A 24,030-nucleotide genomic window follows, 5' to 3' on the forward strand; every position below is an offset into this window, starting at 1 on the left:
CGCTTCGGTCACTTTCCGCGACGCCCGCGCGCTTGCTCCAGATCCCTGCAAAGCTCGGCCGCGCCCAGCGCGATGCGCGGCGTAGGCCGATTGATCAGATCGCCATCGATACCGAAGAGGTTGCCGCGCGCCACCGCGGTGAGCGAACCCCATCGCTTCCATCGATCGAGTGCGGGCAATGCGCGATTCGGCGTCGTCGCGCCGGGCGTCGCGGTGACGATGGCTTCCGGGTTCGCCGCGAGCACGGCTTCGGTCGAGATGGTCGGCACGCGCGTGTCGTTCGCGGCGAAGACGTTGACGCCGCCGCACAACGCGATCACTTCGCTGAACACGTTGTCGCGGTTGAGCGTCATGAGCGGGTCGTCCCACACCTGATAAAACACGCCGACCGGCGGACGTTGCGCATAACGCGTCCGCAGACTGCCGATATCGCGCGTGAATGCAGCCGACGCCGCGCGTGCGTTCGCTTCCGTGCCGAGCAACGCGCCGAGCCGGTCGATGTTGCTCGCGATATCGTCGAGATGGCGCGGTTCGCTGAAGAAGATCGGAATGCCGAGCGCTTGCAGCCGATCCATCTGCCGCGCCGCATTGCCATGCCGCCATACGACGATCAAGTCCGGATGCAATGCGACGATGCGCTCCAGATCGAGCGCCTTGTTGTCGCCGACGCGCGGGATAGCCTGCGCTTCCTTCGGATAATCGCTATACGTCACCGCGCCGACGATACGCGACCCGCCGCCCGCCGCGAACAGCAATTCGGTGACATGCGGCGCGAGACTCACGACCCGCGTGGCGGGTGTCGCGAGCGTAATGCTGGCGCCGCTGTCGTCGGTGACGGTGATAGCGGCGAAAGAGGGCGATGCGCTCAGCGTCATTATCGTTGCGAGAAGGACATGCGGAACGGCGTGTCGAAGCGAATGCGCGGCGAACGCGCGCAGACCTCGGTTGCTTGCGCGCCGGAACAAGCCGATTTGCGCAGCCAAGGTGCGCAAGACGAGTTCTAAGCCCACGCGCAAACCTCCGGGAGCGAGCGTTCAAGCTGCGCCCGATTGACTTCACCGCCAAGCAAGCCGATCCGCGCAGCCAAGGTGCGCCAGAAAGATTTCGACGTCACGCGCAAACCTCCGCCATCGCTCGTTCAAGCCGCGCCCATTCTCCTTCGCTGCCTGGCAAGCCGATGCGCAAACTCGGCGTCATCCCAGCCGGATCGAAGAGCCGCGTCCAGATACCGCGCGTGGCAAGCGCATGCTGCAAGCCGCTCGCATCCAATGTCTGGAACGACGTAAAAAGCGGCGTCGCACGCGCGTCGAACCCATGATGCGCGATAAGCGCCGCGAGCCGTGCGCCATCGCGCTGCAAGCGTTCGCGGGTTTCCCGTTGCCACGCGCGATCCTCGAACGCCGCCCGCACCGCGTGACGCGCGGGGCCGCTGACGGTCCATGAACCCAGCGCATCGGTGAGCATGGCGATCACATCGGGTGCGGCCAGCACGAAGCCCGCGCGAATTCCCGCGAGCCCGAAGAACTTGCCGACCGAGCGCAGGACGACAAGCCCCGCATCCGCGCTGCGATCGGCAAGAGACTCGGCCGGATCGACATCGGCGAATGCTTCATCGACGATCAACGTACCGCCGCGCGATGCCAGCCTCGCATGCCAATGCAGCAAGACGTGGCGCGGGAGACGCTCGGCGGTCGGGTTGTTCGGATTGGCGACGATCACGTGATCGACGGCATTCGGCAACGTGTCGGCATTCATATCGAGCGGCACGACCGAATGGCCCGCGCGCACGAACGCCGGCGCGTACTCGCCATACGTCAACGGTGCGATGGCCGCCGTGCCCTTCTTCAAGAGCCACGGCAAGGCGCGAATCGCGGCCTGCGAACCCGCGACGGGCAGCGCGAGCGGCGCGCCGTAATGAGTCGCGGCGAGTTCGGCGAGACCATCGGCGTCTTCGGGCAAACGGCGCCAGGCATCGGGCGGAATGGGCGGGACCGGATAGCCTAAAGGGTTGATGCCCGTCGAAAGATCGAGCCAGTCGTCGAGCGCGATGCCGTATCGACGCGCGGCTTCGCGCAGATTGCCGCCGTGACGGATGGGACGCAGTGGATCAGACATGATGGCGTGTGGAAGGCGCGAAGTGATGGACGCGTCGAATCGAAACAGAGGAATCACCCATGTCCGGACGCGCTCATCAAGGCAAAGACGAGCAGGATGGCAAGCCACAGCAAGATCGAACGCTCGACGAGCCGCAACGCCGCGACCACGTGCCTCGGCGTGGCCTCATGCCCCGCGCCGAGCGTCGGACGCGCTTCGAGCACGCCGTGATAAACCGCCGCGCCGCCAATCAGCACATTGAGGCTGCCCGCGCCCGAGGCCATCACCGGCCCTGCGTTCGGACTGTCCCACGCACGCGCCTGCGTGCGCCAGCAATGCCAGGCCATGCGCGTGTCGCCCGCGAGCGCGTAGCTCGCCGCCGTGAGGCGCGCGGGAATGAAGTTGAGCACATCGTCGATGCGCGCCGCCGCCCAGCCGAAGCGCAAGTAACGCGGCGTGCGATAACCCCACATCGCGTCGAGCGTATTGGCGAGGCGAAACGCGAGCGCGCCCGGCCCGCCCGCGATCACGAACCAGAAGAGCGCCCCGAAGATCGCATCGTTGCCATTTTCGAGCGCGGATTCGACGGCCGCGCGCGAAAGGGCGTTCTCGTCGGCTTGCGAGGTATCGCGCGACACGATCCGCGAGGTGAGCTTGCGCGCGCTTTCGAGGTCGCCGAGCGAGAGGGCGCGGGCAATCGGCGCAATGTGCTGACGCAAGCTCTTGGCGCCGAGCGCGAACCACAGCAAGATCACATGCACGGCCGCGGCATACGCGGGCGGCAGCACGCTCACGAGCGCCCACGCGACCAACACCGGCGGCACGACGGCCGCAAGCCACGCAAGCATGCCCGCCGGCCGCGCCCGATGCCCCGTGTTCATGCGCGCTTCGAGCTTCGTCGCATATCGCCCGAAGACGATGAGCGGATGCCGCGTGCGCGGCTCGCCGAACATGCGATCGACGATCACGCCGAGCACCGCGAGCAAGGACATCGAGTAAAAGGAAAGCAGGAGCATCGCCGGTCAGCCTTTCAGCGCGATCGGCAGACCCGCGACCATCAGCGTCGTGCGCGTGCTTGCGGCGGCGACGCGTTGATTCAATCGGCCGAGTTCATCGACATAAAGGCGCGTGACGGAACCGAGCGGCACCACGCCCAAGCCGATTTCGTTCGATACCACGATGACCGTGCCGCGCACGGCGGCGAGCGCGCGGTCGAAGGCATCGAAGGCATCGGTGGCCTCGCGCGGCAGTGACGCGTTCTGCGCGTCGGCGTTATCGGTTGTGAAGAGCAGATTGGCGAGCCAGAGCGTCAGGCAGTCGATGAGCACGCACGCGCCCGGCCTGTCCGCGTCGCGCACGGCATCGGCAAGACTGAGCGGCGCTTCGACGAGCGTCCAGTGCGCGGGCCGTCTTTCGCGATGATGCCGCACGCGCTCGGCGAACTCGGCGTCGCTGCCGACGCGCGCAGTCGCGATGTATGTCACGGGCAAACCGCTCTCGTTGGCAAGGCGTTCGGCGTGCGCGCTTTTGCCCGAACGAGCGCCGCCGAGAACGAAGATGAGGTTGCGTGGAGAGTGGGTCGTGGTCATCGCAATATTGTACCGGCGGGCTAAGATGCAGGCTTTCACCCGAGGACCGCATTCCATGTCTTTCGCGCCGCGCGGCACGCTGATGATTCAGGGCACGACTTCCGATGCCGGCAAGAGCACGCTCGTCGCGGGCCTGTGCCGGCTCGCGCGGCGCGGCGGCGTGAAGGTCGCGCCGTTCAAGCCGCAGAACATGGCGCTCAACAGCGCGGTCACCGTGGATGGCGGCGAGATCGGCCGGGCGCAGGCGCTGCAGGCAATCGCGGCGGGCGTGCCCGCGCGCATCGACTTCAATCCGGTGCTGCTCAAGCCGACGAGCGATCGAGGCGCGCAAGTGATCATCCACGGTCACGCGCAAGCGAATCTGGACGCGCGGGCGTATCACGAATACAAGCGCACCGCGTTCGATGCCGTGCTCGCGTCCTACGCGCGGCTCACGGCCGAATTCGACGCGGTGATCGTCGAAGGCGCGGGCAGTCCCGCCGAAATCAATCTGCGCGATCGCGATATCGCCAACATGGGGTTCGCGGAACGAGTCGATTGTCCGGTCGTGCTGGTGGCGGACATCGATCGCGGCGGCGTGTTCGCGCATCTCGTCGGCACGCTCGCGTGTCTTTCGGAAAGTGAGCGGGCACGAGTGCGCGGCTTCGTCATCAACCGGTTTCGCGGCGATATCGGCTTGCTGACACCGGGGCTCCAATGGCTCGAAACGCAGACCGGCAAGCCGGTTCTCGGCGTCTTGCCGTATCTGCATGGCCTCACGCTCGATGCCGAGGACATGCTGCCGTCGCAGGCGCGGTCGCGCGGCGCGGAATCGACGCTGAAGGTGATCGTGCCGGCGTTGCCGCGCATCAGCAATCACACGGACTTCGATGCGCTGCGGGCGCATCCGCAAGTCGATTTCGAGTACGTTCGGCCGGGCATGGCGCCGCCGCCCGCCGACTTGATCGTGTTGCCTGGGTCGAAAAGCGTGCAGCGCGATCTGGCGTGGCTGCGTTCGAACGGCTGGGAGCGGGCGATCGAGCGGCATCTGCGCTACGGCGGCAAGGTGCTGGGCATCTGCGGCGGCATGCAGATGCTGGGGCGCACGGTCGACGATCCTTCGGGCGTCGAAGGCGCGGCGGGTTGTGTCGATGGCCTGGGGCTGCTCGATCTCGCCACCGTGCTCACGCCCGACAAGCAACTCGAAAACGTGACGGGGCGGCTTGTCATCGACGGCAAGGAGGCGCCCGTGCGCGGCTACGAGATTCATATGGGACGCACGAGCGGCGCGGCGCTCGCGCGGCCGGCGGTGGCGCTCGACGACGGCCGCTTCGACGGCGCGGTGTCGCAAGACGGGCAGATCGCGGCGACGTATCTGCATGGCCTCTTCGATACACCCGAAGCCTGTGCCGCGTTGCTCGCATGGGCCGGCGTGAACGATGCCGCGCCGCTCGACTATCCGGCGTTGCGGGAGGCGTCGCTCGACCGGCTCGCGGATTCGTTCGAGCAGGCGCTGGATCTGAAGGCGGTGCTGGCGGCGTTCGCTTAAGGACGAGCTGCCGCGGGACGTGCTATTCCGCATTCAAGTTTTGCGGCAGCGGTCCGTTATCTGATTGTCGGCACGCCGTGACGAGCGGCGGCCTGTGCTCAATCCGATACCAAGAACACGCTCTCATGAAACTGCGCTCCAAGCTTATGCTGCTCGTATTGCCCGTCCTCGCTGCTTGCAGCGGCGGCGGCGGCGACGACAAGACCTGCACGACCGACCTCGGTAATCTGCAGAAATCGTGCGTAACGAATCCGTCGCATACGCTTCCTGAAGGCTTCTGGTACGGCTCGGTGAATTCCGGGCAGTCGTTCGCGGCGCAGACCATCGTCCTCGAATCGGGTCAGTACTTCAGCATCTATTCGCGAGATGGCTCGTTCGTCTGGCTGATCGAAGGCATCATGACGGCGACCGATGGCGCGTTCAGCGACGCGTCGACGGTAGGTTTCCACGAAGCAGGCGCGATCCGTGCCGGCTCGCTCAGCGGCAACTTCACGCAGAAGAGCACGCTCACCGCGACCACCTCGCTCTATGTTTCGCCCGATACCGCCGCCACCGCGTACAACGGCAACTACAACGCGACGTACGACACGCCGATCGCCATCAACGACGTGGCGCGCACTTGGACGAGCGCATCGGGTGTCTCGCCGATCTCTTCGATCACCTTCGCGGCAGACGGCACGGCCAAGGGCACGCAGAACGCCTGCACGTTCACGGGCAGCTTCAAGCCACGCTCGACCGGCAAGCATCTGCTCGATGGCACCTTGAACTTCGCGGGCGGCGCGTCTTGCACGCTCAATAACGTGTCGATGCCCGTGGAGGCCACGGTCGTCAACGGACAGCTCACCGTCGTCGGCGTCACGACGCAGCGGGATCAGGCGTTCTATCTGTCGGGACAGTGAGCCTGTTGCTGGTTTCCTAAAATCCCGGTTCTTTGCTTAGGATTTAGCCCGCCGCGCGCGGGCTTTTTCTCGTCCAGTGTGCCGTGACGCCTCGTACACGTCGCAGCACGACAACAGTTTCTGATACGACAAATACAATTTTTGTACCGTCCGTTTAATAGACACTTTACAATTGTTAACGATTCGCATTTACGCGCTCAGACGGCTCAATTCACCTTTTTTCGAATATCCACGCCTTATGTCACGATCGGTCACCCAGCAAGAAGTCAGTCGCCGCACTGCGGTATCGAAGGCGGTAGAACGTCTTTTCGTGGGACTGGTCGCCGCCGCCGCAATGCAGGCGAGCGCTTACGCGCAAGGCGCGTCGGCGGCGGACGGCACCTCGGCCGATAGCGCCGGTGCTGCTCAATCGACGACCTTGCCCACCGTGATGGTCAAGGGATCGGCGGCGCCCGGCGATCTGCCCGCGCCCTATGCGGGCGGACAAGTGGCGCGCGGCGGCAGCATCGGCGTGCTTGGAACGGCGAACGTGATGGACCAGCCTTTCAGCACGACGAATTACACCGAGCAGATGATCCAGGACACGCAGGCGCGTACCATTGGCGACCTCGTCGTCAACAACGCGTCGGTGCGCACGGAGCAAAGCGGCGGCGGTTTCGGCGACGTGTTCCAGATTCGCGGCTTCGACGTCCAGCCGACCGATGTCGCGCTCAACGGCCTCTACGGCATGGTCTCGGCGGCGCGCGTGCCGGTAAACCTGCTCGAACGCGTCGAAGTGCTGCAAGGCCCGGGATCGCTCATGTACGGCATGGGACCGGGCGGCAGCGTCGGCGGCGCGATCAACATCGTCACCAAGCGCGCCGACGATACCCCGCTCACGCGGCTCACCGCGCTGTATCAATCGAAGAGCCAGTTCGGATTTGCCGCCGATATCGGCCGCCGCTTCGGCGATGAAGGCCAGTGGGGCGTGCGCTTCAACGGCCAGATCAAGGACGGGCAGACCGGCATTGCGCACGGCAACCAATTGCAGGGCGACAGCGCGATCGGCCTCGACTATCGCGGCAAACAGTTGCGTTGGTCGTTCGACGCCTACAACGTCTCCGAGAACACCGACGAGTACCGCTCGCAGATCGGTTTCGGCACCGCTACCGCCGTGCCCGCCGTGCCTTCGGCATACAACAATCTCTATCCCGGCTCGAAGCTCAAGCTGCGCGATTCGGCCGTCATGACGCGCGCCGAGTACGACATCAACCAGTACGTGACCGTGTACGGCGCGGCGGGAGAGCATTACGGCACGTCGCAGCAGAACTTCCCGTATGCGGCGGGCATGACGGCGGCGGGCGAGTTCAGCGCCTATAACGGCTATTACGACCAGTACACGCGCACCAAGACCGTCGATGCGGGCCTGCGCTTTCACTTCGATACCTTCGGCGTCAAGCACACGCTGGTCACGGGCGTGACGAGCCTGAATCAGGAGATCGGCTACTTCTACGCGCTGGGATCGACCGCGGTGGCGTCCAATCTCTATTCGCCGTCGCCCCTTGCACCCGTCGATACCCCGCGCGGCGACATGCAGCGCAGCAGCCAGACGCGTCTGAACAGTCAACAGGTCATCGATACGATGTCGTTCTTCAACGACCGCGTGCTGCTGACGGGCGGTTTCCGTCGTCAGACGATCGGCCAGGACAATTACGATCCGACCACGGGCGCGCAGCAAAGCTCGCTCGACCAGCAGGCGATCTCGCCGCTCGCGGGCATCGTAATCAAGCCGCTTTCGAATGTTTCCGTGTACGGCAACTTCACGTCGGGTCTTTCGAATGGCGGCACGGCGCCGGCGGGCACCGCGAACGCGGGCCAGGCGTTTGCGCCGTACAAGTCGAACCAATACGAAGCGGGCGTGAAGGCGGATTGGGGCCGCGTGCTGACATCGGTTTCGGTGTTTCAGATCTCGCAGCCCAACGCCGTAACCGATCCCACCACGAATTTCTACGGCTACAACGGCAAGACGCGCGTGCGCGGTCTCGAACTGGCTGCCTACGGCGAAGTGTTCCGCAGTCTGCGCCTGATGGCGAGCGCGACGTTCTACGATCCGAAGGTTTCGGGCACGGCGGGCGGCACGCAGGACGGCAACGATCCGGGCGGCGTGCCCAAGTTCGCCTTCAACCTCGGCGCGGATTACGACTTGCCGTGGGTGCCGGGCCTGAGCGTCAACGGGCGGATCATCCATACGGGTGCGCAGTACTACGATTCCAGCGATACCTTGCGCTTGCCGTCGTGGACGCGTTACGACGTCGGCGTGCGTTACGGAATGCGCATCGCGAAGAAGGACGTCGTGTTTCGCGCCAACGTTGAGAATCTGTTCGGCAGCCGGTACTGGATGCAGCAGGGCACCTACGTGACCAACGCCGCGCCGCGGACCTTGCTGATTTCCGCGCAAGTCGATTTCTGATCGCGACTTGAAAAGCCGGGACAGTCGCGCCGCTGTCCGGCTTTTCCGTCAATAAAGAATCATCTGCGTACACCGGAACATGGCGATCAGCTTTCCTTCGCCATTGGTGACGCTTGCATCCCACACCTGCGTGCTTCGTCCGGCATGCACGGCCGTCGCCCGCGCGATGATCTTCCCTTCACGCGCCGTCGACACGTGATTGCTCTTCAATTCGAGCGTCGTGAAATTCTGCGCGTTCTCCGGTAAATGAGCGATGCATGCGTATCCGCAACAGGTATCCGCCAGGCCGACGACCGTTGCCGCATGCAGAAAGCCATTGGGCGCGAGTAACTCCGGCCGGATGACGAGTTCGCCCGTCAACGCGCCTTCTTCGAGTGAAATCAGTTGCACGCCGAGCAACTCGGGCAGACGGCCCTTCTGACGGTTGCGAAGAAAGTCGAGCGTCACATCGGAACGAAGGGGCATGGCGGTCGTTTAGAAGAGAGGGAAGAAAAGGAAAGGGTAGTCCGTTCGGCCAGCGCTTCGCGTGAGCGCCATTTTGCCGATAATATCAACGGCTCGAAATCATGTATCGGTTCCTAAAACGAAACCGCGCGCAGGGGTATACCGGCGAAGGGCGTCGAACTCAAGCGCGTCGAACAATCTTCTGGACAATTCATGACCGTGATCGTGGTGGCAAATCCGAAGGGCGGCGTCGGGAAAAGCACGCTCGCAACCAATCTAGCCGGGTGTTTCGCGGCAAACGGCGAGTGGGTCGCGCTCGCCGATCTGGACAAGCAGCGCTCCTCGCACGCGTGGCTTTCGCTGCGCCCGGACACGCTGCCAAGAATCGAAGAATGGAATCTCGATGTCGACGCGCCCGCCAAGCCGCCCAAGGGCCTGGAAAAAGCCGTCGTCGATACGCCCGCCGGAGTCCACGGCAACCGGCTCGCGCTCGCGCTGGATATTGCCGACAAGGTGATCGTGCCGCTGCAACCGTCGATGTTCGACATCCTCGCCACGCAAGACTTTCTGTCGAAACTCGCGAAGGAAAAGGCGGTGCGAAAGGGCGCGATTCAGGTCGGCGTCGTCGGCATGCGGGTGGACGCGCGTACGCGCTCGGCGGAACAACTGCATCGTTTCGTGGAAAGTCTCGACTTGCCCGTGCTCGGCTTTTTACGCGACACGCAAAACTACGTGCAACTCGCCGCGCACGGACTCACGATCTGGGACGTCGCCAAAAGCCGCGTGGAGAAGGACCTGGAGCAGTGGCAACCCATCATCGAATGGGTCAGCAAAAAATAAGGCCGGCGGTCCTTGCGGAGCGCCGGCCAAGTCGCGGATGAACTCGGACGATCAGGTCCAGTTCTGCGTCGGCACGTGATCGCGGTTGCCCTTGATGCGGTTCGCTTCATCGACGAAGACGAGGTCCGGCTTCCAGCCCGCCGCGATCTCTTTTTCGTCGACAGCCGCGAAAGCCGCAATGATCACGAGGTCGCCCAACTGCGCGCGCCGCGCCGCCGAGCCGTTCAGCGAGATCATGCCGCTGCCGCGCTCGCCCTTGATGGCATAGGTGGTCAGGCGCTCGCCGTTGTTCACGTTCCAGATGTCGATCTGCTCGTTCTCCAGCAGATTCGCCGCTTCGAGCAGATCCTCGTCGATTGCGCACGAGCCTTCGTAGTGAAGCTCGCAATGCGTGACCGTCGCGCGGTGAATCTTCGATTTGAGCATGGTGCGCTGCATGATGCGTGTGGTTCCTTTACTTCAGATTTCCAGATTGTCGATGAGACGGGTGTTGCCGAGCTTCGCCGCCGCCAGCACGACGAGCGGCGCGCTCGCATCCGCTTCGCCCGGCGCGAGCAGGTCGACGCGCTTGCGCACGCTGATGTAGTCGGGCTTCCAGCCGCGTTCGGCGAGCGCACTCATGGCCGTGCGTTCGAGCGCGGCCAGATCTTTCTCGCCCGAAAGCACGGCTTCGCGCACGCGATTCAACTGCAGCGCGAGTTGCGGCGCTTCGGCGTGCTCGGCAGCCGACAGAAAGCGATTGCGCGATGACAGCGCGAGACCGTTTTCCTCGCGCACCGTTTCGGCGGCGATGATCTCGGTGGGCAGCGCGAACTGGTGGCACATCTGCCGCACGATCATCAGTTGCTGATAATCCTTCTTGCCGAACACCGCGACGCGCGGCTGCACGCACGACATCAGCTTCATCACGACCGTGCACACGCCCGTGAAGAAGCCGGGACGGAATTCGCCTTCGAGAATGTCGCCGAGGTTATGCGGCGGATGCACGCGATACTGCTGCGGCTCCGGATACATATCCACTTCGGTCGGCGCGAACAGCACGTAGACGTTTTCCGACTGCAGCTTTTCGATGTCGTCCAGCAGCGTGCGCGGATATTTGTCGAAGTCTTCGTTCGGCCCGAATTGCAGTCGGTTCACGAAGATGCTCGCGACCACCGGATCGCCATGCTGGCGCGCAAGCCGCATGAGCGATAGATGGCCTTCGTGGAGGTTGCCCATCGTCGGGACGAAGGCGGTGCGGTTCTGACCGCGCAACTGATCGCGCAGTTCGTGAATTGAGCTGATGACTTTCATCGAGCGGGTGTCTCCTGGCGGGCGGCAGCAACAGGCCGCACCGAGGCAAGGGTAGAGAAAATGCTTTTAAGCGGGAGAGTACGCGAGTCTCACGTAAATGGGCGCAAAAGGCTCGGCCTGAGTGATTTCGATCAGCGATTCGCGCGACAACTCCAGCATGGCGATGAAGTTCACCACGACTACCGGTACGCCGCGCGTGGGATCGAATAGCTCGGAGAACTCCATGAAGCGCGCATGCTGCAGGCGCCGCAGGATCACGCTCATATGCTCGCGCACCGAGAGTTCTTCCCGCGAAATCCGGTGATGCTGAACGAGCTTCGCGCGCTTGATGACATCGGCCCAGGCGGAGCGCAGGTCGTTCATGTCGACGTCGGGGAAGCGTTGCGTCGACGCCTGCTCGATATAGACGTCCGCGCGCAGGAAGTCGCGGCCGAGTTGCGGCAACTGGTCGATACGTTGCGCGGCGAGCTTCATCTGCTCGTATTCCAGCAAGCGGCGCACGAGTTCGGCGCGCGGGTCTTCGGCGTCCTCGCCGGTGTCGGCCTTCTTGACCGGCAGCAGCATGCGCGACTTGATCTCGATGAGCATGGCCGCCATCAGCAGATATTCCGACGCGAGTTCGAGATTCGACTCGCGAATCTGATCGACATAGCCGAGATATTGCGCGGTGACATCCGCCATCGGAATGTCGAGCACGTTGAAATTTTGCTTGCGGATGAGGTAGAGCAGCAGGTCGAGCGGGCCTTCGAACGCTTCGAGAAAGATTTCGAGCGCGTCCGGCGGAATGTATAGATCCGTTGGCAGCTTCCAGAGCGGCTCGCCGTAGAGATGCGCGAAAGCGACGCCGTCGATGGTGTCGGGCGTCGAGTCGGTCGCAGGCTTGGCGAGCGCGGCGGCCCGTTCATCTCGCGAGTCGTCCGGGGCCTGACGGCGGGGCGACTGCGGCTCGCGGCCGGCTGTGCTCACGTTCAGAAGTTCTGGTAGTAGACGTATGGCGTCTGGTTCACGCGCGCCTTTTGCTGGCGTTCGCGTTCGTCGAGGTCGACCGGCTGCTTGTCCCACAGGAGCGCGCGGCCGCGACGCTGTTCGTCTTCGAGCGTCGGCTTTTGGCTTTTCAACTGATTGATGAACTGGGTGATGTCCGACTGGTACATGATCGGTTTTCCGTTGGCTCGATGCGGTGAGTAGGGACGACGCGCCCGGCAGCCTTTGCTGGCGCCGATGCCGCGCGGCACTGGGTTCGATCTCCGGGATTTTACAGCAAGCGTGAAGCGGTAACGCATGGACTTGGGGCTGCCACGTAAGCGATTATTGGAACCCGCGGAACCCCGCGAGCGTCTGACCGTCCAAAGCCGCACGACAGCGCGCCCGGCAGCGGTCCGCGGACGGCGCGCGGCAAACCACACCGCCGCAAGCCGCCGTTGCACATCCGTGCTCGGTTCCCATGCGAAGCTGTGGTGAAATAGCGCCTGCGCGCCGTGACCGGCTCATCGCATTGCAGCCGCGCGTTCGAGGTTCATCTTTCAGTCTCATTCATCCAGATGCCGGAGGTCACGTTTGGCGGGGCGTTCGTTTGATCCGCTGCGCGCGTTGCGCGCCTGTCCGCCGAAACGGCCGCACATGGCGATGTCCACGTCGCCCGGAATGAAGCGCTTGCCGGCTGCACTGCGCAGCTTCCTGGCATGTGCGCTCCTGGCGGCCGCTTGGCCTGCGTTCGCCAAGTACGACATCGACATCGACGCGCCGCGCAGCGTCAAGAAGTTGCTGAAGGACCATCTCGATCTGTCGCGCTTCGCCAAGCGCGACGACGTCAGCGACGACCAATTCCAGTTCCTCGTCACCGCCGCGCCGAAGGACGTGCGCGACCTCGTCGCGACCGAAGGCTATTTCACGCCGGTCGTGCGCACCGACGTGACGACCGATGGCGACAAGCGCAAGGTGACCGTCAGCGTCGATCCAGGTCCGCAAACGAAGATCGCCTCCGTGCAACTGCATTTCACGGGCGCGGTGACGACCGAAGACCGCAATCAGGAGAACGCCGCGCGTTTCGCGTTTTCAGTGAACGAAGGCGATCCGTTCTCGCAAGGCGCGTGGGACGACGCCAAGAACGCCGCGTTGCGAGCGCTCCAGTCGCGGCGCTATCTCGGCGCGAAAATCGTGCGCTCGCAGGCGCGCATCAATCCGCGCGCGCACCTCGCCGATCTCTCCGTGACCTTCGACAGCGGTCCGACCTTCACATTCGGCAAGCTCGATATCAGCGGCACGAAGCGCTATCCGGAAAAGATCATCGACAACGTGAACCCGATTCATCCGGGCGAGATCTACGACGTCTCGCGCGTGAACGAACTGCAACGCCAGGTGCAGAACACGCCGTATTACGCGAGCGTGGCCATCGACGCCGACAACGACGTCAACAAGCCGCTCGAAACGCCGGTGCATCTGAAGGTGAGCGAATATCCGTACAACAGCATCCGCTACGGCGTGGGTTATGCGACCGATACCGGCTTTCACGTGCAGGGCGCCTACAGTTATCTGAATACGTTCAACGCGGCCTATCCGTTCACCATTTCCGGCCGGCTCGATCAGACGCAGCAGTACGGCCGCGTGCAACTCGCGATGCCGCCCGATTCGCGCGGCTGGGTCAACGCGGTGTTCGGCTCCTACACCATCACCGACGTATCGAGCACGAAGATTTATAGCGGACGCGTGGGCGTGCAGCGCTCGCGTTCGACGCAGAACATCGACACGACGTATTCGCTCGCTTTCTACGACGACCGCATCACGCAGAACGAGCCGAATCCGTCGACGGCGCGCGCGCTCGTGCCCGCGTGGACGTGGGTGCGCCGCGATGTCGACGATCCGCTGTTCCCGCGTCGCGGCAACATCATTCGCGCGGAAGCAAGCTTCGCGGTGAAAGGCTTGATGACCGATCAGACCTTTGCGCGTCTCTACACCAACGCGCTGCAGTATCTGCCGATCACGAAGAACGATCTCTTCGTGTTTCGCGCGGAATTCGGCGGCGTGTTCACGAGCGGGCCGTCGAGCGGCGTGCCGGCGTCCCTGCTGTTTCGCGCGGGCGGCGCGAATTCGGTGCGCGGGTATAGCTATCTGAGTATCGGCAACAATGTGGCGGGATCGATCTTGCCGACCAAGTACATGGTGACGGGCAGCAGCGAGTATCAGCACTGGTTCACGCACGATTGGGGCGGCGCGGTGTTCTTCGACATCGGCACGGCGACGGATACCTGGAGCGAGCGCGTCTTCCAGCCGGGCGTGGGCGTCGGCGCGCGCTGGCGCAGTCCGGTCGGGCCGGTCAACGTGGACGTGGCCTACGGGCTCAAGAACAAGAGCATCAAGCCGTATCTGACGCTCGGCATTGCGTTCTGAACGGGCGCACGAGCGATGGTGGATATCAAGGGCATGACGGAATCGAGCGCACAAGGAAGCAAGGACGAGCCGCGTTGGGATGAAGCGGGCGGCGTCGTTGCGTCCGATGCTGACGCGGGCGGCGGCAATAACGGCGGCAGCGGCGGTTCCGGCGACGATAAAAAGCCGCGCCGCGGCGGCTTCAGGCGTTTCATGCGCTGGTTGGGCGTGCTCGCACTGGTCATCGTTCTGATCGTCGTGCTTGCCATCGGCACCGTGTTGTTCGTGCTCAACACCGAGCGCGGCACGCGTTACGCGTGGCAGGCGGCGACATCGCTGCTCAAGGGTCAGCTGACCGGCAAGCTCGATGGCGGTGCTATCGCCACCGGCGTGAGTCTGCGCGATGTCCACTGGAAGAGTCCCGACGGCAAGGGCACGGACATAGCGGTCGACAGCGTTTCGGGACGCTGGGCGCTCACGCGCGAGCCGCTGCGCTTTACCATCGATTATCTGCATGTCGGCACCATCGACGCGCGCATCGCGCCTTCGCAAGAAAAGTCGACGAAAACGGAACTGCCGAAGGATTTGCGCCTGCCAATCCAGCTTGCCATCCGCGACCTGAGCGTGGAAAAGCTGCGGTTGCATCAGGGTGCGACGACCACCGAATTCTCGCGCCTGCTCTTTAACGGCGGCAGCGACGGGCAGCATCATCAGGCGACGGTGCAGCGGCTCGACACGCCGTTCGGCGCGGTGACGGCATCCGCGAAACTCGACGGCGGCGCGCGTCCGTTCCCGCTTTCCGGCGATGCCGGCTACACGGGCAAGCTAAACGGCGAAGCGGTGCAGGTGGGCGCGCGGTTATCGGGCTCGCTGGAAGACCTCATTGCCGATATCGACGCCAGCGGCATGAAGCTCAACGGCCGCGCACATGTCGAAGCGCTGCCGTTCGGCGACGTGCCGCTCAAGCTTGCCATCGTCAATGTCGATCACGTCAATCCGCAAGCGTTCAGCCCGGGCGCGCCGTTCGCCGACCTCGCCGTGAGCGCCGAAGTGAAGCCGGTCGAGAACGCGCCGGGCTTCGTGGTGAGCGGGCCGGTGTCGATCGTCAACGCGAAGCCGGGCGCCATCGACAAGAAGCTGCTGCCGCTCATCGACGCGCACGCCAACGTGCGGCTCGATGCCTCCGCGCAAAGCATCACCGATCTCAACGTGCGTCTCGTGAAAGACGCGACCGTGACGGGTGGCGGCTCGCTCAAGGGCGGCGACGGCAAGTTCGACCTCAAGGTGGCGAAGCTCGACCTCAACGCAATCGAAGCGAGCGTGCGTCCGACCGATTTCTCCGGGCCGATCAGCGTCGTGCTCGCGGGCGATACGCAAACCGTCACCGCCGACCTGAACGATCCGAAAGCGGCGATCCGCGCGCAAGCCAAGGTGAAGCTCGACCCGAAGCAGACCGCGCTCGACGAAGTCAAGCTGACCGTCGGCAAGGGTCGCGTCGAAGCGAACGGTGTGCTCAAGAAAGATACGAATTCGAGCTATGACCTGAAGGCGAAATTCATCGACTTCAATCCGCTTCTGCTCACGCAGCAGTTGCTTCAGCCGAAGCCCGCGCCCGTCAGGAAAGGCGCGCAGAAGAAGCCCGCCGCGCCCGCGCGCGTGATCGAGGCGCGCGTGAACGGCACGCTGGCCGCATCCGGCAGACTCGCGCCCGAACTCACCACCAAGGCGACCTTCAAACTCGCCGACAGCATGTACGACAACTTGCCGCTCACCGGCGAAGGCACGGTGCAACTGGCGGGCATGCGGCTCTTGCCAAGCGCGGCCAAGTTGTCTGTCGCGGGCAACGATGTCGATCTGAACGGCAGTTTCGGCGCGCCCGGCGCCCGGCTGCGTTTTCGCGTCGATGCGCCGCAACTCGAGCGCCTCGGCTTCGGTCTCGCGGGGACGGTGAAGGCGGACGGCGATCTGACCGGCTCGATTGCGCATCCGAACGTGGCTGCGAATTATCAGGCCGATGGCGTCGTGTTCGGCGCGAACCGCCTCGGTCATGCGGAAGGTCGCGCGGATATTCGCGATGGCTCGAACGGCGCGCTCGTCTTCACGCTGAAAGCGCGCGATGCGAGCACCTCGGGCATCGAAGTCGCCACGCTCGATGCGAACCTCAACGGCACACGCATGCATCACACGCTCGACGTGACCGCGACCGGCAAGGTTCAGGGGCAGCCGGTGAATCTCGCGCTCGGCGCGAACGGCAAGTTCACCGATGCCGCCGACGGCCCGCATTGGGACGGCACGATCACGAAGCTCACCAACAAGGGCACGCCGTCGGTCAACCTCGAACAGCCGCTTACCGTGAGCTACGGTCCGGCCAGGCTCGTGCTCGGCGCGACGCGGCTCGTCGCGGAAGGCGCGGCGCTCAATCTCAAGTCGTTCGCGCTCGATCACGGCCGCATCCAGTCGGCCGGCACGTTGACGAATCTCTCGGTGCCGCGGCTTCTGGCCGTGCGTCAGGAAATGACGGGCGAGGAGCCGCCGATCCGCACCGACCTCGTCTTCGATGGCGACTGGAACTTCTCGCTCGGCGCCACGGCGACGGGTTATGCGCAGCTCAAGCGCCGCAGCGGCGATGTGACCGTGGAAGGCACCCGTGGCGTCTCGGCGCTCGGCATCAACGACATCTCGGCGCGCGCCGATTTCTCCAACGGCAATACGCTCAACGCGACGCTGCGCGCGCAGGCGACGCGCATCGGCGTGATCGAAGCCAACGCGCACACGCCGCTCGCCAATCGCGACGGCATGCTGACCGTGGTCGACGAAGCGCCGCTCTCCGGCGCGATCAACGCGAATATCCCCGAACTGCGCACCACCGGCGGGCTGCTCGGCCCGAGCTATCTGCTGGGCGGCAAGCTTGCGCTCAAGTTGAGCATCGCGGGGATCGTCGCCAAGCCGAATCTGTCGGGGTCGCTGACGGGCGACAATCTTTCGGCGACGGTCGTCGATCAGGGCGTTCAGTTGAAGGACGGCATCATTCGCATTGCGCTGTCGGAGAATCTGGTGGACTTCCAGCAGGTGGAGTTCCACGGCGCGAGCGGCACGTTGCGCGCGACGGGCAAGGTGCGGCTCGATCAGGCACAGCCGGACCTCACCGCGAGCATCATCGCCGACAAGCTGGAACTGTTCGCCTCGCCCGACCGGCAATTGTCGCTTTCGGGCAGCGCGAGTATCGCGAACGCGGGATTGCAGGGCGGCATGGCGATCAACGGCAAGTTCACCGTCGATCACGCGCTGTTCGACTTGCCGGAATCCGGCGCGCCATCGCTCGGCGACGACGTGGTCATCGAACGTCCCGATGGCACCATCAAGGGCGAAAACACGACGAAGCAGACGGTCGCCGCAACGGAAAAACCGGTTGGACCGTTCACGCCGCGCGCGAATATCGACATCGACCTGGGGCAGCGCTTTCGCTTCAAGGGCGCCGGCGCGGATCTCGGGCTTGCCGGCGTCATCAGTGTGACGAGCGCGCCGAACATGCCGCTGCGCGCGGTCGGCAATGTGCGCGTAACGACGCCGGGTTCGAGTTACACGGCGTTCGGGCGCAAGCTCAACATCGAGAATGGCTTCTTCACGTTCAACGGACCGGTGGCGAACCCCGGCATCAATGTCCTCGCGATGCGGCGCAATCAGGAAGTCGAGGCGGGCGTGCAGGTGACGGGCACGGTGCAGGCGCCCGTGGCCAAACTCATTTCCGAACCGAGCGTGCCTGACAACGAAAAGCTCTCGTGGCTCTTGTTCGGTCATGGCACGGATCAGGGCAATAACGTCGGCCAGCAGAGCGCAATGACGAGCGCACTCGCGTTGCTCGGCAGCACGGGCGGCAAGCGTATTGCGCAGACCTTCGGGCTGGATGAATTCACCATCGGTTCGAGCGAAGTGGGCCTGACCGATCCGCAAGTGGTGATGATCGCCAAGGCCATCAACGAGCGGCTGGTGATTGGCTACGAGCAGGGTCTGCAATCCGCCAGCAACGCGATCAAGGCGACACTGAGCCTGTCGCGATTCTGGTCGGTGACGGCGTATGGCGGGACGTTCCAGGGCGTCGATCTGTCTTACACACGGCGCTTCAATTCGTGGATGCGGCTCTTTTCGTCGACGACGCCCACGCGGCCGGAGCGGGCGGCGGCTTCGTCAGCCGCGGCGGCATCCGAGGTGGAGTCGACCACGGAGTAGATCGCTTTGAAGACGTAAGGGGACAGGGGCATGCGAGTCGATCGCGTGCCCCTTTTTGCTTTTGCGCCGCGCCCGTAACCAATTTCTTTCTCTGGTCCCGAGACTTGCCTCCGATCTAAGTCGTTCTCAAGGCGCGCAAAAACCCGCAAGAACATTCTCAATATGGATGCGCTACATCAACGAAATGTGTCGGAAACTTGTAGTTTTAAGCGTGTTCCTAATCGTTCGCATGGCCCTAGTCAGCATACTCAGCCTCTCGTCAGGAAGCGAGTATGCATACGCTTGTTCACGACTCGACCTGACGAATTTTCAAATCGGGCTCAGTCACTCAGGTGACGACTAAGGAATACTTATTATGAAGAAGATCATTCTTCCGCTGGTCGCGGTGTCCATGTCTCTGGCAGGCGCTGCCGCGCACGCCGCACCGGCAGGTAACGGTGGCACGCTGACTATCAACGGAGAGCTGACGGCCAACACGTGCACGGTAAGCGGCAATGCCCAGGGCAACAACTTCACCGTGACGCTGCCGGCGCTTGCCGCAGCGGAACTGACGGACGCCGGCTCTTCCGCGGGCGCCACCGGTTTCAACATTGCGCTGTCCAACTGCACGCCGGCTACGGGCAACGTGCACACGTTCTGGGAATACGGCGCGAACACGCTGGCCGACGGCAACCTGAAGAACAACGGCACGGCGACCAACGTCGAAGTCCAGTTGCTGGACTACAACGGCTCGGCACAAGCCATCGACGTGAGCAAGGCCGACGGCGCACAGCAGTCGCAAGACGTTGCGATCACGAGCGGCAGCGCAAGCCTGCAATACGCAGCGCAGTACAGCTCGCCGATGGGCGCCGCAACCGCGGGCACGGTGACGAGCCAGGTGACCTACTCGATGGTCTATCAGTAAATCGATTCGCAAACGAGGACGCCCTCGCGGCGTCTTCGTTCAACCCTTGCACGGCGCGCGGGTCGAGTCATCGCGTCACCGCAAATTTTGTTGAATGTCATGAGTCTCCGAAAAGTCGTTTTTAGCGCAGTGACAGCGGGTGTGCTCGCTCTCGTTGCGATCCTGCCGTTTGCAGCCAATGCGTCCGTCGTCGTCGCGGGCACGCGCGTGGTGTACAACGCCACGGATAGTGAAGTGACGCTTAAGCTGTCCAACGCGGGAAAATCGCCGGCCTTGACGCAGGTGTGGCTCGACAAGGGCGATCCCAAGGTCGATCCGGCTCAGATCGATCTTCCATTTGTGCTCACGCCGCCGTTTGCGCGTATCGATCCGGGCAAGGCGCAGACCGTCCGTATCGCGTATACCGGCGAAGCGCTGCCGAAAGATCGCGAAACCCTGCTCTGGTTCAACATGCTGGAAGTGCCGCCGAAGCCAACCGAAGCTCAGGCCGGCGCGAACTACGTCCAGCTCGCGTTCCGCTCGCGCCTGAAGTTTTTCTTTCGCCCGCAAGGTCTGCCGGGCAGCGCCGACGACGCACCGGGCAAGCTCACATGGCGGCTGTCGTCGCAAGGTGGCAAGTCCGCGCTCGTGGTTTCGAATCCGACGCCTTATCACGTGACGATCATCGACGCTCATGTGGGCGAAGGCGAACATGCCGCCCGATTCGATGAAGGCGGCATGGTGCCACCGGGTGGCGAGCTCACGCTGCCACTGTCCGGTAAGGCGACCGCGAACGGCCAGGTCTCGTTCACGACCTTGAACGACTACGGCGGTCCCACGAAGCACGAGGCAGCGATCCACTGAGACGCGCTGCATGCGGGCTATCTGACCGATTCACGAGCGACGCGAAGGATGTCGATTCCTTCGCCATCGGTCGGCCACACGCCGGGCGCGAATAGCCTGGCGTTCACGTACACCAAGACTTAATCGTCGCGAGGCAGCGAGCCCCGGATGCCGATGTTTCCCATCGGTGGGGAGCGGTGTTGCCCGCGAATCCGGCTCGATATGAATGAACGCTGCATGGAATCGAATTCGAGGTTCGCTCTCTCGCTGAGTCGGACCAGCGTCGCCGTGATGCTCGCCTTCGCCGCGGCGCATGCCAGGGCCGATGCGAACACGCTGGCTCGCATGGACACTTCGTCATCGTCCGGGGTGCGGCCGGATCAGGCTCAGACCTCGTCCGATGTCAAGGCTGCATCGAGTGGTGCGGTTGCATCGACGGCATCGACGGCATCGACCTCGACGGCATCGGCCGCATCGGCCGCGCCCGAGTCCGTGGAGTTCGACCCGGGCTTCCTGCGCTTCGCGGGCGCGGCGGTCATGGACGTCAGCCGCTTCGACAAGGGCAACATCGCACTGGCCGGCAATTACCGCGCCGCACTGTACGTGAACGGCGTGTGGCTCGGTATGACCGCCATCACATTGCGCAATGTCGGCGCGCCGGACCATCGCGCGGTCCCGGTCTTTGATCGCGATCTGCTCGCGCGCGCGGGCGTCGATACCATGCGCCTGCCCGATTCCGCGTTAGCGCAACTCGACGCCGCGAACGGCACGGGCGGCGTGGCGCTGCCGGACCTGATCCCGCAGGCGACGGCCACCTTCGACATGGGCGAACAGCGCCTCGACGTGAGCGTGCCGCAAGCGATGATGAGCCGCAACGCGCGCGGCTGGGTCGATCCGAAGCTGTGGGACGAAGGCGTGCCAGCCGCGACCTTGCAGTACAACGCCAACGTGTATCGCTCGAATGGCGGCGGCGTGTCGAACACTCAGGGTTATCTGGGCGTGACGGCGGGTCTCAACTTCGACGCCTGGCGTTTTCGCTACAACGGCAACGTCACGACATCGTCGTTTGGCGGCACGCATGCACAGAGCCTGCAGACGAATGTGCAGCGCTCGCTGATTCCGCTCAAGAGCCAGTTGACGCTCGGCGACTCCTACACCGACGGCTCGATCTTCGATTCGTTCGGCGTGCGCGGCGTGCAGCTCGCAACCGACGACCGCATGTACCCCGAATCGCAGCGCGGCTATGCGCCGATCGTGCGGGGAATCGCCAATACCAACGCGAACGTTCAGGTCAAGCAAAACGGCAATCTCATCTACGAGACGACGGTCGCGCCGGGTCCTTTCGAGATCAACGATCTCTACCCGACCGGCTACGGCGGCGACCTGCAGGTGATCGTCACCGAAGCGGACGGCAGCCAGCACGTTGCATCCGTGCCGTATGCCGCGCCCGTGAATTCGCTGCGCGAGGGGCGTTGGCGCTTGAACGTGGCAGCGGGCCAGTATCGCAATTCGAGCGAATCGGGCCATCCGTATGTCGTGCAGGCCGGTGTGCAGCACGGCGTGAACAACCTGGTCACGCTGTATGGCGGCTCGATCGTCGCCGAAGACTACATTTCGGCGGCGCTCGGCGCGTCGCTCAACACGTCGGTCGGTGCATTCGCCTTCGACGCGACGCAAGCCAATGCGAATCTGCCGAAATCCGGCAGCCGGAGCGGACAGAGTCTTCGCCTTTCGTTCTCGCGCAGCTTCACGCCGACGAACACCGACGTCACGCTCGCGGCGTACCGCTATTCGACGAGCGGCTTCCTCGGGTTCCGCGACGCCATGAACCTGCGCGACCTCGAATCGAAGGGCACCGCGTTCATGAGCAACGGCATCCAGAAAGGTCGCTTGCAGCTCACGCTCAACCAGAACCTCGACAAGTGGGGCTCCATTTACGCATCGGGCTACACGCAGAACTACTGGAACAAGCATGGCAACGATACCGCGTTCCAGGTCGGCTACAACACGAACGTCGGGCGCGTCGGCGTGGGGGTTTCGGCTTCGCGCGAACTCGACACGTCAACCGCGAACTGGGACAACCGCGTGATGCTCACGCTGAGCGTTCCCCTCGATCTGGGCACGAACATCGCCAATTCGACGACGAGCTTCTCGCACGACTCGCGCGACAACACGAACCAGATTCAGGAAACCTTCACGGGCACGCTCGGCAAGGACTATGAGATGAACTACGGCGTGAGCGCGGGCCACACATCGGGTGATTCCGGCAGCCACAGCGACAGCCTTAGCGCCAACGTCGGCTATTTCTCGCCTGTGGCGCAGTTGCGCGCGAATGTTGGCCGCGCCAACGGATACACGCAGGCAGGCGCGGGTGCGTCCGGTTCCGTGGTCGCGTACGGGGGCGGTCTGGTGTTGTCACCGCAAAGCGGCGACACGTTGGCGATAGTCGAGGCGAACGATGCCGCCGGAGCGCGCATTGCCAGTTCGCCCGGCGTGCGTCTGAACGGCGCCGGCCGCGCGGCCGTGGCGGGCATGCAGCCGTATTCGCAGAACGCGGTGGAGATCGACACCAAGGGCTTGCCGATGGGCGTGCAGCTCAAGACCACCGAGCAGTACTTTGCACCAACGGCCGGCGCGGTGTCGCTCGTGAAGTTCGATACCGAAGACCGAGGCCGCGCAATCGTCATGCGCTTGCGTCGTCTGAACGGCGAGCCGGTGCCGTTCGGCGCGGACGTGCTGGATGCGAGCGGCGAATCCGTTGGCGCCGTGACGCAGGGCAGCCGCGCGATGTTGTATAGCAAGGCCGCGAGTGGCGATCTGATCGCCCGTTGGGGCTCGGCGGCCGATCAGAGTTGCAAGGTGCATTACGCGTTGCCCGAAGCCGACGGGAGCCGGGCGGCATCGACTGCCTTCGCGGATGCAGCCTGCAACTAAGCCGATATCTCCACGACATGAATCTGCAATCGACAAAGACCCGCACGAGCGGCGGCAACACGAACACGTTTGAATGACTATGCGCACACTTGGATCACTTCTGGCTAATCTCGCCGTCACCATCGCCGTCACCGCGACAGGTTCGGCATTCGGAGCGGATGCCACGCTCAACTTCACCGGCACCATCGTGCCCCCGTCCTGCACGGTGGACACCGCTTCGGCGAATCAGACGATCAATCTGGGCAGCGCCAATATCCTCGACTTTCCGAGCGTGGGATCGACGATGAATCCCACGGCGTTCATCCTGAAGCTGACCAACTGCACGCCGGGCACCACGGTATCGATGGCCGTATCGGGCCAGTCCGACACCGTTCCGAGTGTGCTCAAGAACACCGGCACCGCGACGCAGACCGGCGTGCAACTGCTGCAGGCGAGCAGTGCGGGCGGGACCGCCGGTACGGTCGTCACGCTTGGCAACACCTCCAATCGGGGCCAAGTGGACGCGACCAACGCCATGACCATTCCGATGGTGGCGCAGTTCTATCGTCTTGGAACGATGACAGCGGGCACGGTGACGACCTCGGCGACGGTCAACTTCACCTACAACTGACGCGCGCGTGACTTCGACACCCTTTGACGGA

Annotated in this window: 19 protein-coding genes; 10 read left to right on the forward strand and 9 right to left on the reverse strand. The window is 63.9% G+C overall.

The features are described 5' to 3' along the window. Nucleotides 1-8: 8 nt before the first annotated feature. The 4 genes from P9250_RS21830 to cobU all read right to left on the reverse strand — a co-directional run bounded on the left by P9250_RS21830 (nt 9) and on the right by cobU (nt 3,683). Nucleotides 9-875 (reverse strand): cobalamin-binding protein, encoded by an 867-nt coding sequence (locus tag P9250_RS21830; RefSeq protein ID WP_310395126.1) that lies wholly within the window; start codon nt 873-875, stop codon nt 9-11. A gap of 235 nt (nt 876-1,110) precedes the next feature. Further along, nucleotides 1,111-2,115 carry a threonine-phosphate decarboxylase CobD gene (cobD, locus tag P9250_RS21835; protein ID WP_310395128.1) on the reverse strand — a complete coding sequence of 335 codons (1,005 nt, stop codon included), beginning with the start codon at nt 2,113-2,115 and terminating at the stop codon, nt 1,111-1,113. Between the two features lie 53 nt (nt 2,116-2,168). Further along, a complete protein-coding gene (cbiB, locus tag P9250_RS21840) occupies nt 2,169-3,110 on the reverse strand; it encodes an adenosylcobinamide-phosphate synthase CbiB (protein ID WP_310395130.1) in 942 nt (313 codons plus the stop codon). Between the two features lie 6 nt (nt 3,111-3,116). After that, a complete protein-coding gene (gene cobU / locus P9250_RS21845; protein ID WP_250463546.1) occupies nt 3,117-3,683 on the reverse strand; it encodes a bifunctional adenosylcobinamide kinase/adenosylcobinamide-phosphate guanylyltransferase in 567 nt (188 codons plus the stop codon). Nucleotides 3,684-3,738: 55 nt separating this feature from the next. Between cobU and P9250_RS21850 the strand changes: the two genes are divergently transcribed. The 3 genes from P9250_RS21850 to P9250_RS21860 all read left to right on the forward strand — a co-directional run bounded on the left by P9250_RS21850 (nt 3,739) and on the right by P9250_RS21860 (nt 8,559). Beyond that, nucleotides 3,739-5,211: a cobyric acid synthase gene (locus tag P9250_RS21850; RefSeq protein WP_310395132.1), complete on the forward strand. Its 1,473-nt coding sequence runs from the start codon at nt 3,739-3,741 to the stop codon at nt 5,209-5,211. A 125-nt stretch (nt 5,212-5,336) separates the two neighbouring features. After that, complete coding sequence (locus P9250_RS21855) at nt 5,337-6,110, forward strand: hypothetical protein (RefSeq protein ID WP_310395134.1); 774 nt, start codon at nt 5,337-5,339, stop codon at nt 6,108-6,110. Between the two features lie 238 nt (nt 6,111-6,348). Then, a complete protein-coding gene (locus P9250_RS21860; protein ID WP_310395136.1) occupies nt 6,349-8,559 on the forward strand; it encodes a TonB-dependent siderophore receptor in 2,211 nt (736 codons plus the stop codon). Between the two features lie 48 nt (nt 8,560-8,607). Here the strand turns inward: P9250_RS21860 and P9250_RS21865 are convergent, their stop codons facing one another. After that, nucleotides 8,608-9,024: a PaaI family thioesterase gene (locus tag P9250_RS21865; RefSeq protein ID WP_244827275.1), complete on the reverse strand. Its 417-nt coding sequence runs from the start codon at nt 9,022-9,024 to the stop codon at nt 8,608-8,610. A gap of 192 nt (nt 9,025-9,216) precedes the next feature. On the opposite strand from P9250_RS21865, the gene P9250_RS21870 reads away from it, so the two are divergent. Further along, complete coding sequence (locus tag P9250_RS21870; RefSeq protein ID WP_244827276.1) at nt 9,217-9,843, forward strand: ParA family protein; 627 nt, start codon at nt 9,217-9,219, stop codon at nt 9,841-9,843. 51 nt (nt 9,844-9,894) lie between these two features. On the opposite strand, the gene panD is transcribed toward P9250_RS21870, so the two are convergent. The 4 genes from panD to P9250_RS21890 all read right to left on the reverse strand — a co-directional run bounded on the left by panD (nt 9,895) and on the right by P9250_RS21890 (nt 12,293). Next, complete coding sequence (gene panD / locus P9250_RS21875) at nt 9,895-10,281, reverse strand: aspartate 1-decarboxylase (RefSeq protein ID WP_244827277.1); 387 nt, start codon at nt 10,279-10,281, stop codon at nt 9,895-9,897. A gap of 21 nt (nt 10,282-10,302) precedes the next feature. Beyond that, a complete protein-coding gene (gene panC, locus P9250_RS21880) occupies nt 10,303-11,136 on the reverse strand; it encodes a pantoate--beta-alanine ligase (protein WP_310395139.1) in 834 nt (277 codons plus the stop codon). Nucleotides 11,137-11,202: 66 nt separating this feature from the next. Beyond that, a complete protein-coding gene (locus tag P9250_RS21885) occupies nt 11,203-11,988 on the reverse strand; it encodes a ScpA family protein (RefSeq protein WP_244827977.1) in 786 nt (261 codons plus the stop codon). A 116-nt stretch (nt 11,989-12,104) separates the two neighbouring features. After that, nucleotides 12,105-12,293: a DUF3460 family protein gene (locus tag P9250_RS21890; protein WP_244827978.1), complete on the reverse strand. Its 189-nt coding sequence runs from the start codon at nt 12,291-12,293 to the stop codon at nt 12,105-12,107. Between the two features lie 487 nt (nt 12,294-12,780). On the opposite strand from P9250_RS21890, the gene P9250_RS21895 reads away from it, so the two are divergent. The 6 genes from P9250_RS21895 (at nt 12,781) to P9250_RS21920 (ending at nt 23,999) form a co-directional block, all read left to right on the forward strand. Beyond that, the gene (locus tag P9250_RS21895) at nt 12,781-14,523 is read left to right on the forward strand and encodes an autotransporter assembly complex protein TamA (protein WP_409014971.1); all 1,743 of its coding nucleotides are present in this window, start codon (nt 12,781-12,783) and stop codon (nt 14,521-14,523) included. Nucleotides 14,524-14,538: 15 nt separating this feature from the next. Beyond that, nucleotides 14,539-18,729: a translocation/assembly module TamB domain-containing protein gene (locus P9250_RS21900; RefSeq protein WP_310395142.1), complete on the forward strand. Its 4,191-nt coding sequence runs from the start codon at nt 14,539-14,541 to the stop codon at nt 18,727-18,729. Between the two features lie 355 nt (nt 18,730-19,084). After that, a complete protein-coding gene (locus P9250_RS21905) occupies nt 19,085-19,633 on the forward strand; it encodes a fimbrial protein (RefSeq protein ID WP_310395144.1) in 549 nt (182 codons plus the stop codon). Between the two features lie 99 nt (nt 19,634-19,732). Continuing rightward, the gene (locus tag P9250_RS21910; protein WP_310395146.1) at nt 19,733-20,476 is read left to right on the forward strand and encodes a fimbria/pilus periplasmic chaperone; all 744 of its coding nucleotides are present in this window, start codon (nt 19,733-19,735) and stop codon (nt 20,474-20,476) included. Nucleotides 20,477-20,692: 216 nt separating this feature from the next. Further along, on the forward strand, nt 20,693-23,389 hold the full coding sequence (locus P9250_RS21915; RefSeq protein ID WP_310395148.1) for a fimbria/pilus outer membrane usher protein: 2,697 nt from the start codon (nt 20,693-20,695) through the stop codon (nt 23,387-23,389). Nucleotides 23,390-23,462: 73 nt separating this feature from the next. Then, the gene (locus P9250_RS21920) at nt 23,463-23,999 is read left to right on the forward strand and encodes a fimbrial protein (protein ID WP_310395150.1); all 537 of its coding nucleotides are present in this window, start codon (nt 23,463-23,465) and stop codon (nt 23,997-23,999) included. Nucleotides 24,000-24,030 lie beyond the last annotated feature (31 nt).

The sequence above is a fragment of the Caballeronia sp. LP006 genome (assembly GCF_031450995.1).
Taxonomy (GTDB): domain Bacteria; phylum Pseudomonadota; class Gammaproteobacteria; order Burkholderiales; family Burkholderiaceae; genus Caballeronia.

Coding starts and splice junctions, on each gene's coding strand:
- P9250_RS21910 (WP_310395146.1), top strand. CDS start 19,733: ATGAGTCTCCGAAAAGTCGTTTTTAGCGCAGTGACAGCGGGTGTGCTC.
- P9250_RS21855 (WP_310395134.1), top strand. CDS start 5,337: ATGAAACTGCGCTCCAAGCTTATGCTGCTCGTATTGCCCGTCCTCGCT.
- P9250_RS21860 (WP_310395136.1), top strand. CDS start 6,349: ATGTCACGATCGGTCACCCAGCAAGAAGTCAGTCGCCGCACTGCGGTA.
- P9250_RS21865 (WP_244827275.1), bottom strand. CDS start 9,024: ATGCCCCTTCGTTCCGATGTGACGCTCGACTTTCTTCGCAACCGTCAG.
- cobU (WP_250463546.1), bottom strand. CDS start 3,683: ATGACCACGACCCACTCTCCACGCAACCTCATCTTCGTTCTCGGCGGC.
- P9250_RS21850 (WP_310395132.1), top strand. CDS start 3,739: ATGTCTTTCGCGCCGCGCGGCACGCTGATGATTCAGGGCACGACTTCC.
- cbiB (WP_310395130.1), bottom strand. CDS start 3,110: ATGCTCCTGCTTTCCTTTTACTCGATGTCCTTGCTCGCGGTGCTCGGC.
- P9250_RS21830 (WP_310395126.1), bottom strand. CDS start 875: ATGACGCTGAGCGCATCGCCCTCTTTCGCCGCTATCACCGTCACCGAC.
- P9250_RS21900 (WP_310395142.1), top strand. CDS start 14,539: ATGGTGGATATCAAGGGCATGACGGAATCGAGCGCACAAGGAAGCAAG.
- panC (WP_310395139.1), bottom strand. CDS start 11,136: ATGAAAGTCATCAGCTCAATTCACGAACTGCGCGATCAGTTGCGCGGT.
- P9250_RS21905 (WP_310395144.1), top strand. CDS start 19,085: ATGAAGAAGATCATTCTTCCGCTGGTCGCGGTGTCCATGTCTCTGGCA.
- P9250_RS21895 (WP_409014971.1), top strand. CDS start 12,781: ATGAAGCGCTTGCCGGCTGCACTGCGCAGCTTCCTGGCATGTGCGCTC.
- cobD (WP_310395128.1), bottom strand. CDS start 2,115: ATGTCTGATCCACTGCGTCCCATCCGTCACGGCGGCAATCTGCGCGAA.
- P9250_RS21870 (WP_244827276.1), top strand. CDS start 9,217: ATGACCGTGATCGTGGTGGCAAATCCGAAGGGCGGCGTCGGGAAAAGC.
- P9250_RS21920 (WP_310395150.1), top strand. CDS start 23,463: ATGACTATGCGCACACTTGGATCACTTCTGGCTAATCTCGCCGTCACC.
- P9250_RS21915 (WP_310395148.1), top strand. CDS start 20,693: ATGGAATCGAATTCGAGGTTCGCTCTCTCGCTGAGTCGGACCAGCGTC.
- panD (WP_244827277.1), bottom strand. CDS start 10,281: ATGCAGCGCACCATGCTCAAATCGAAGATTCACCGCGCGACGGTCACG.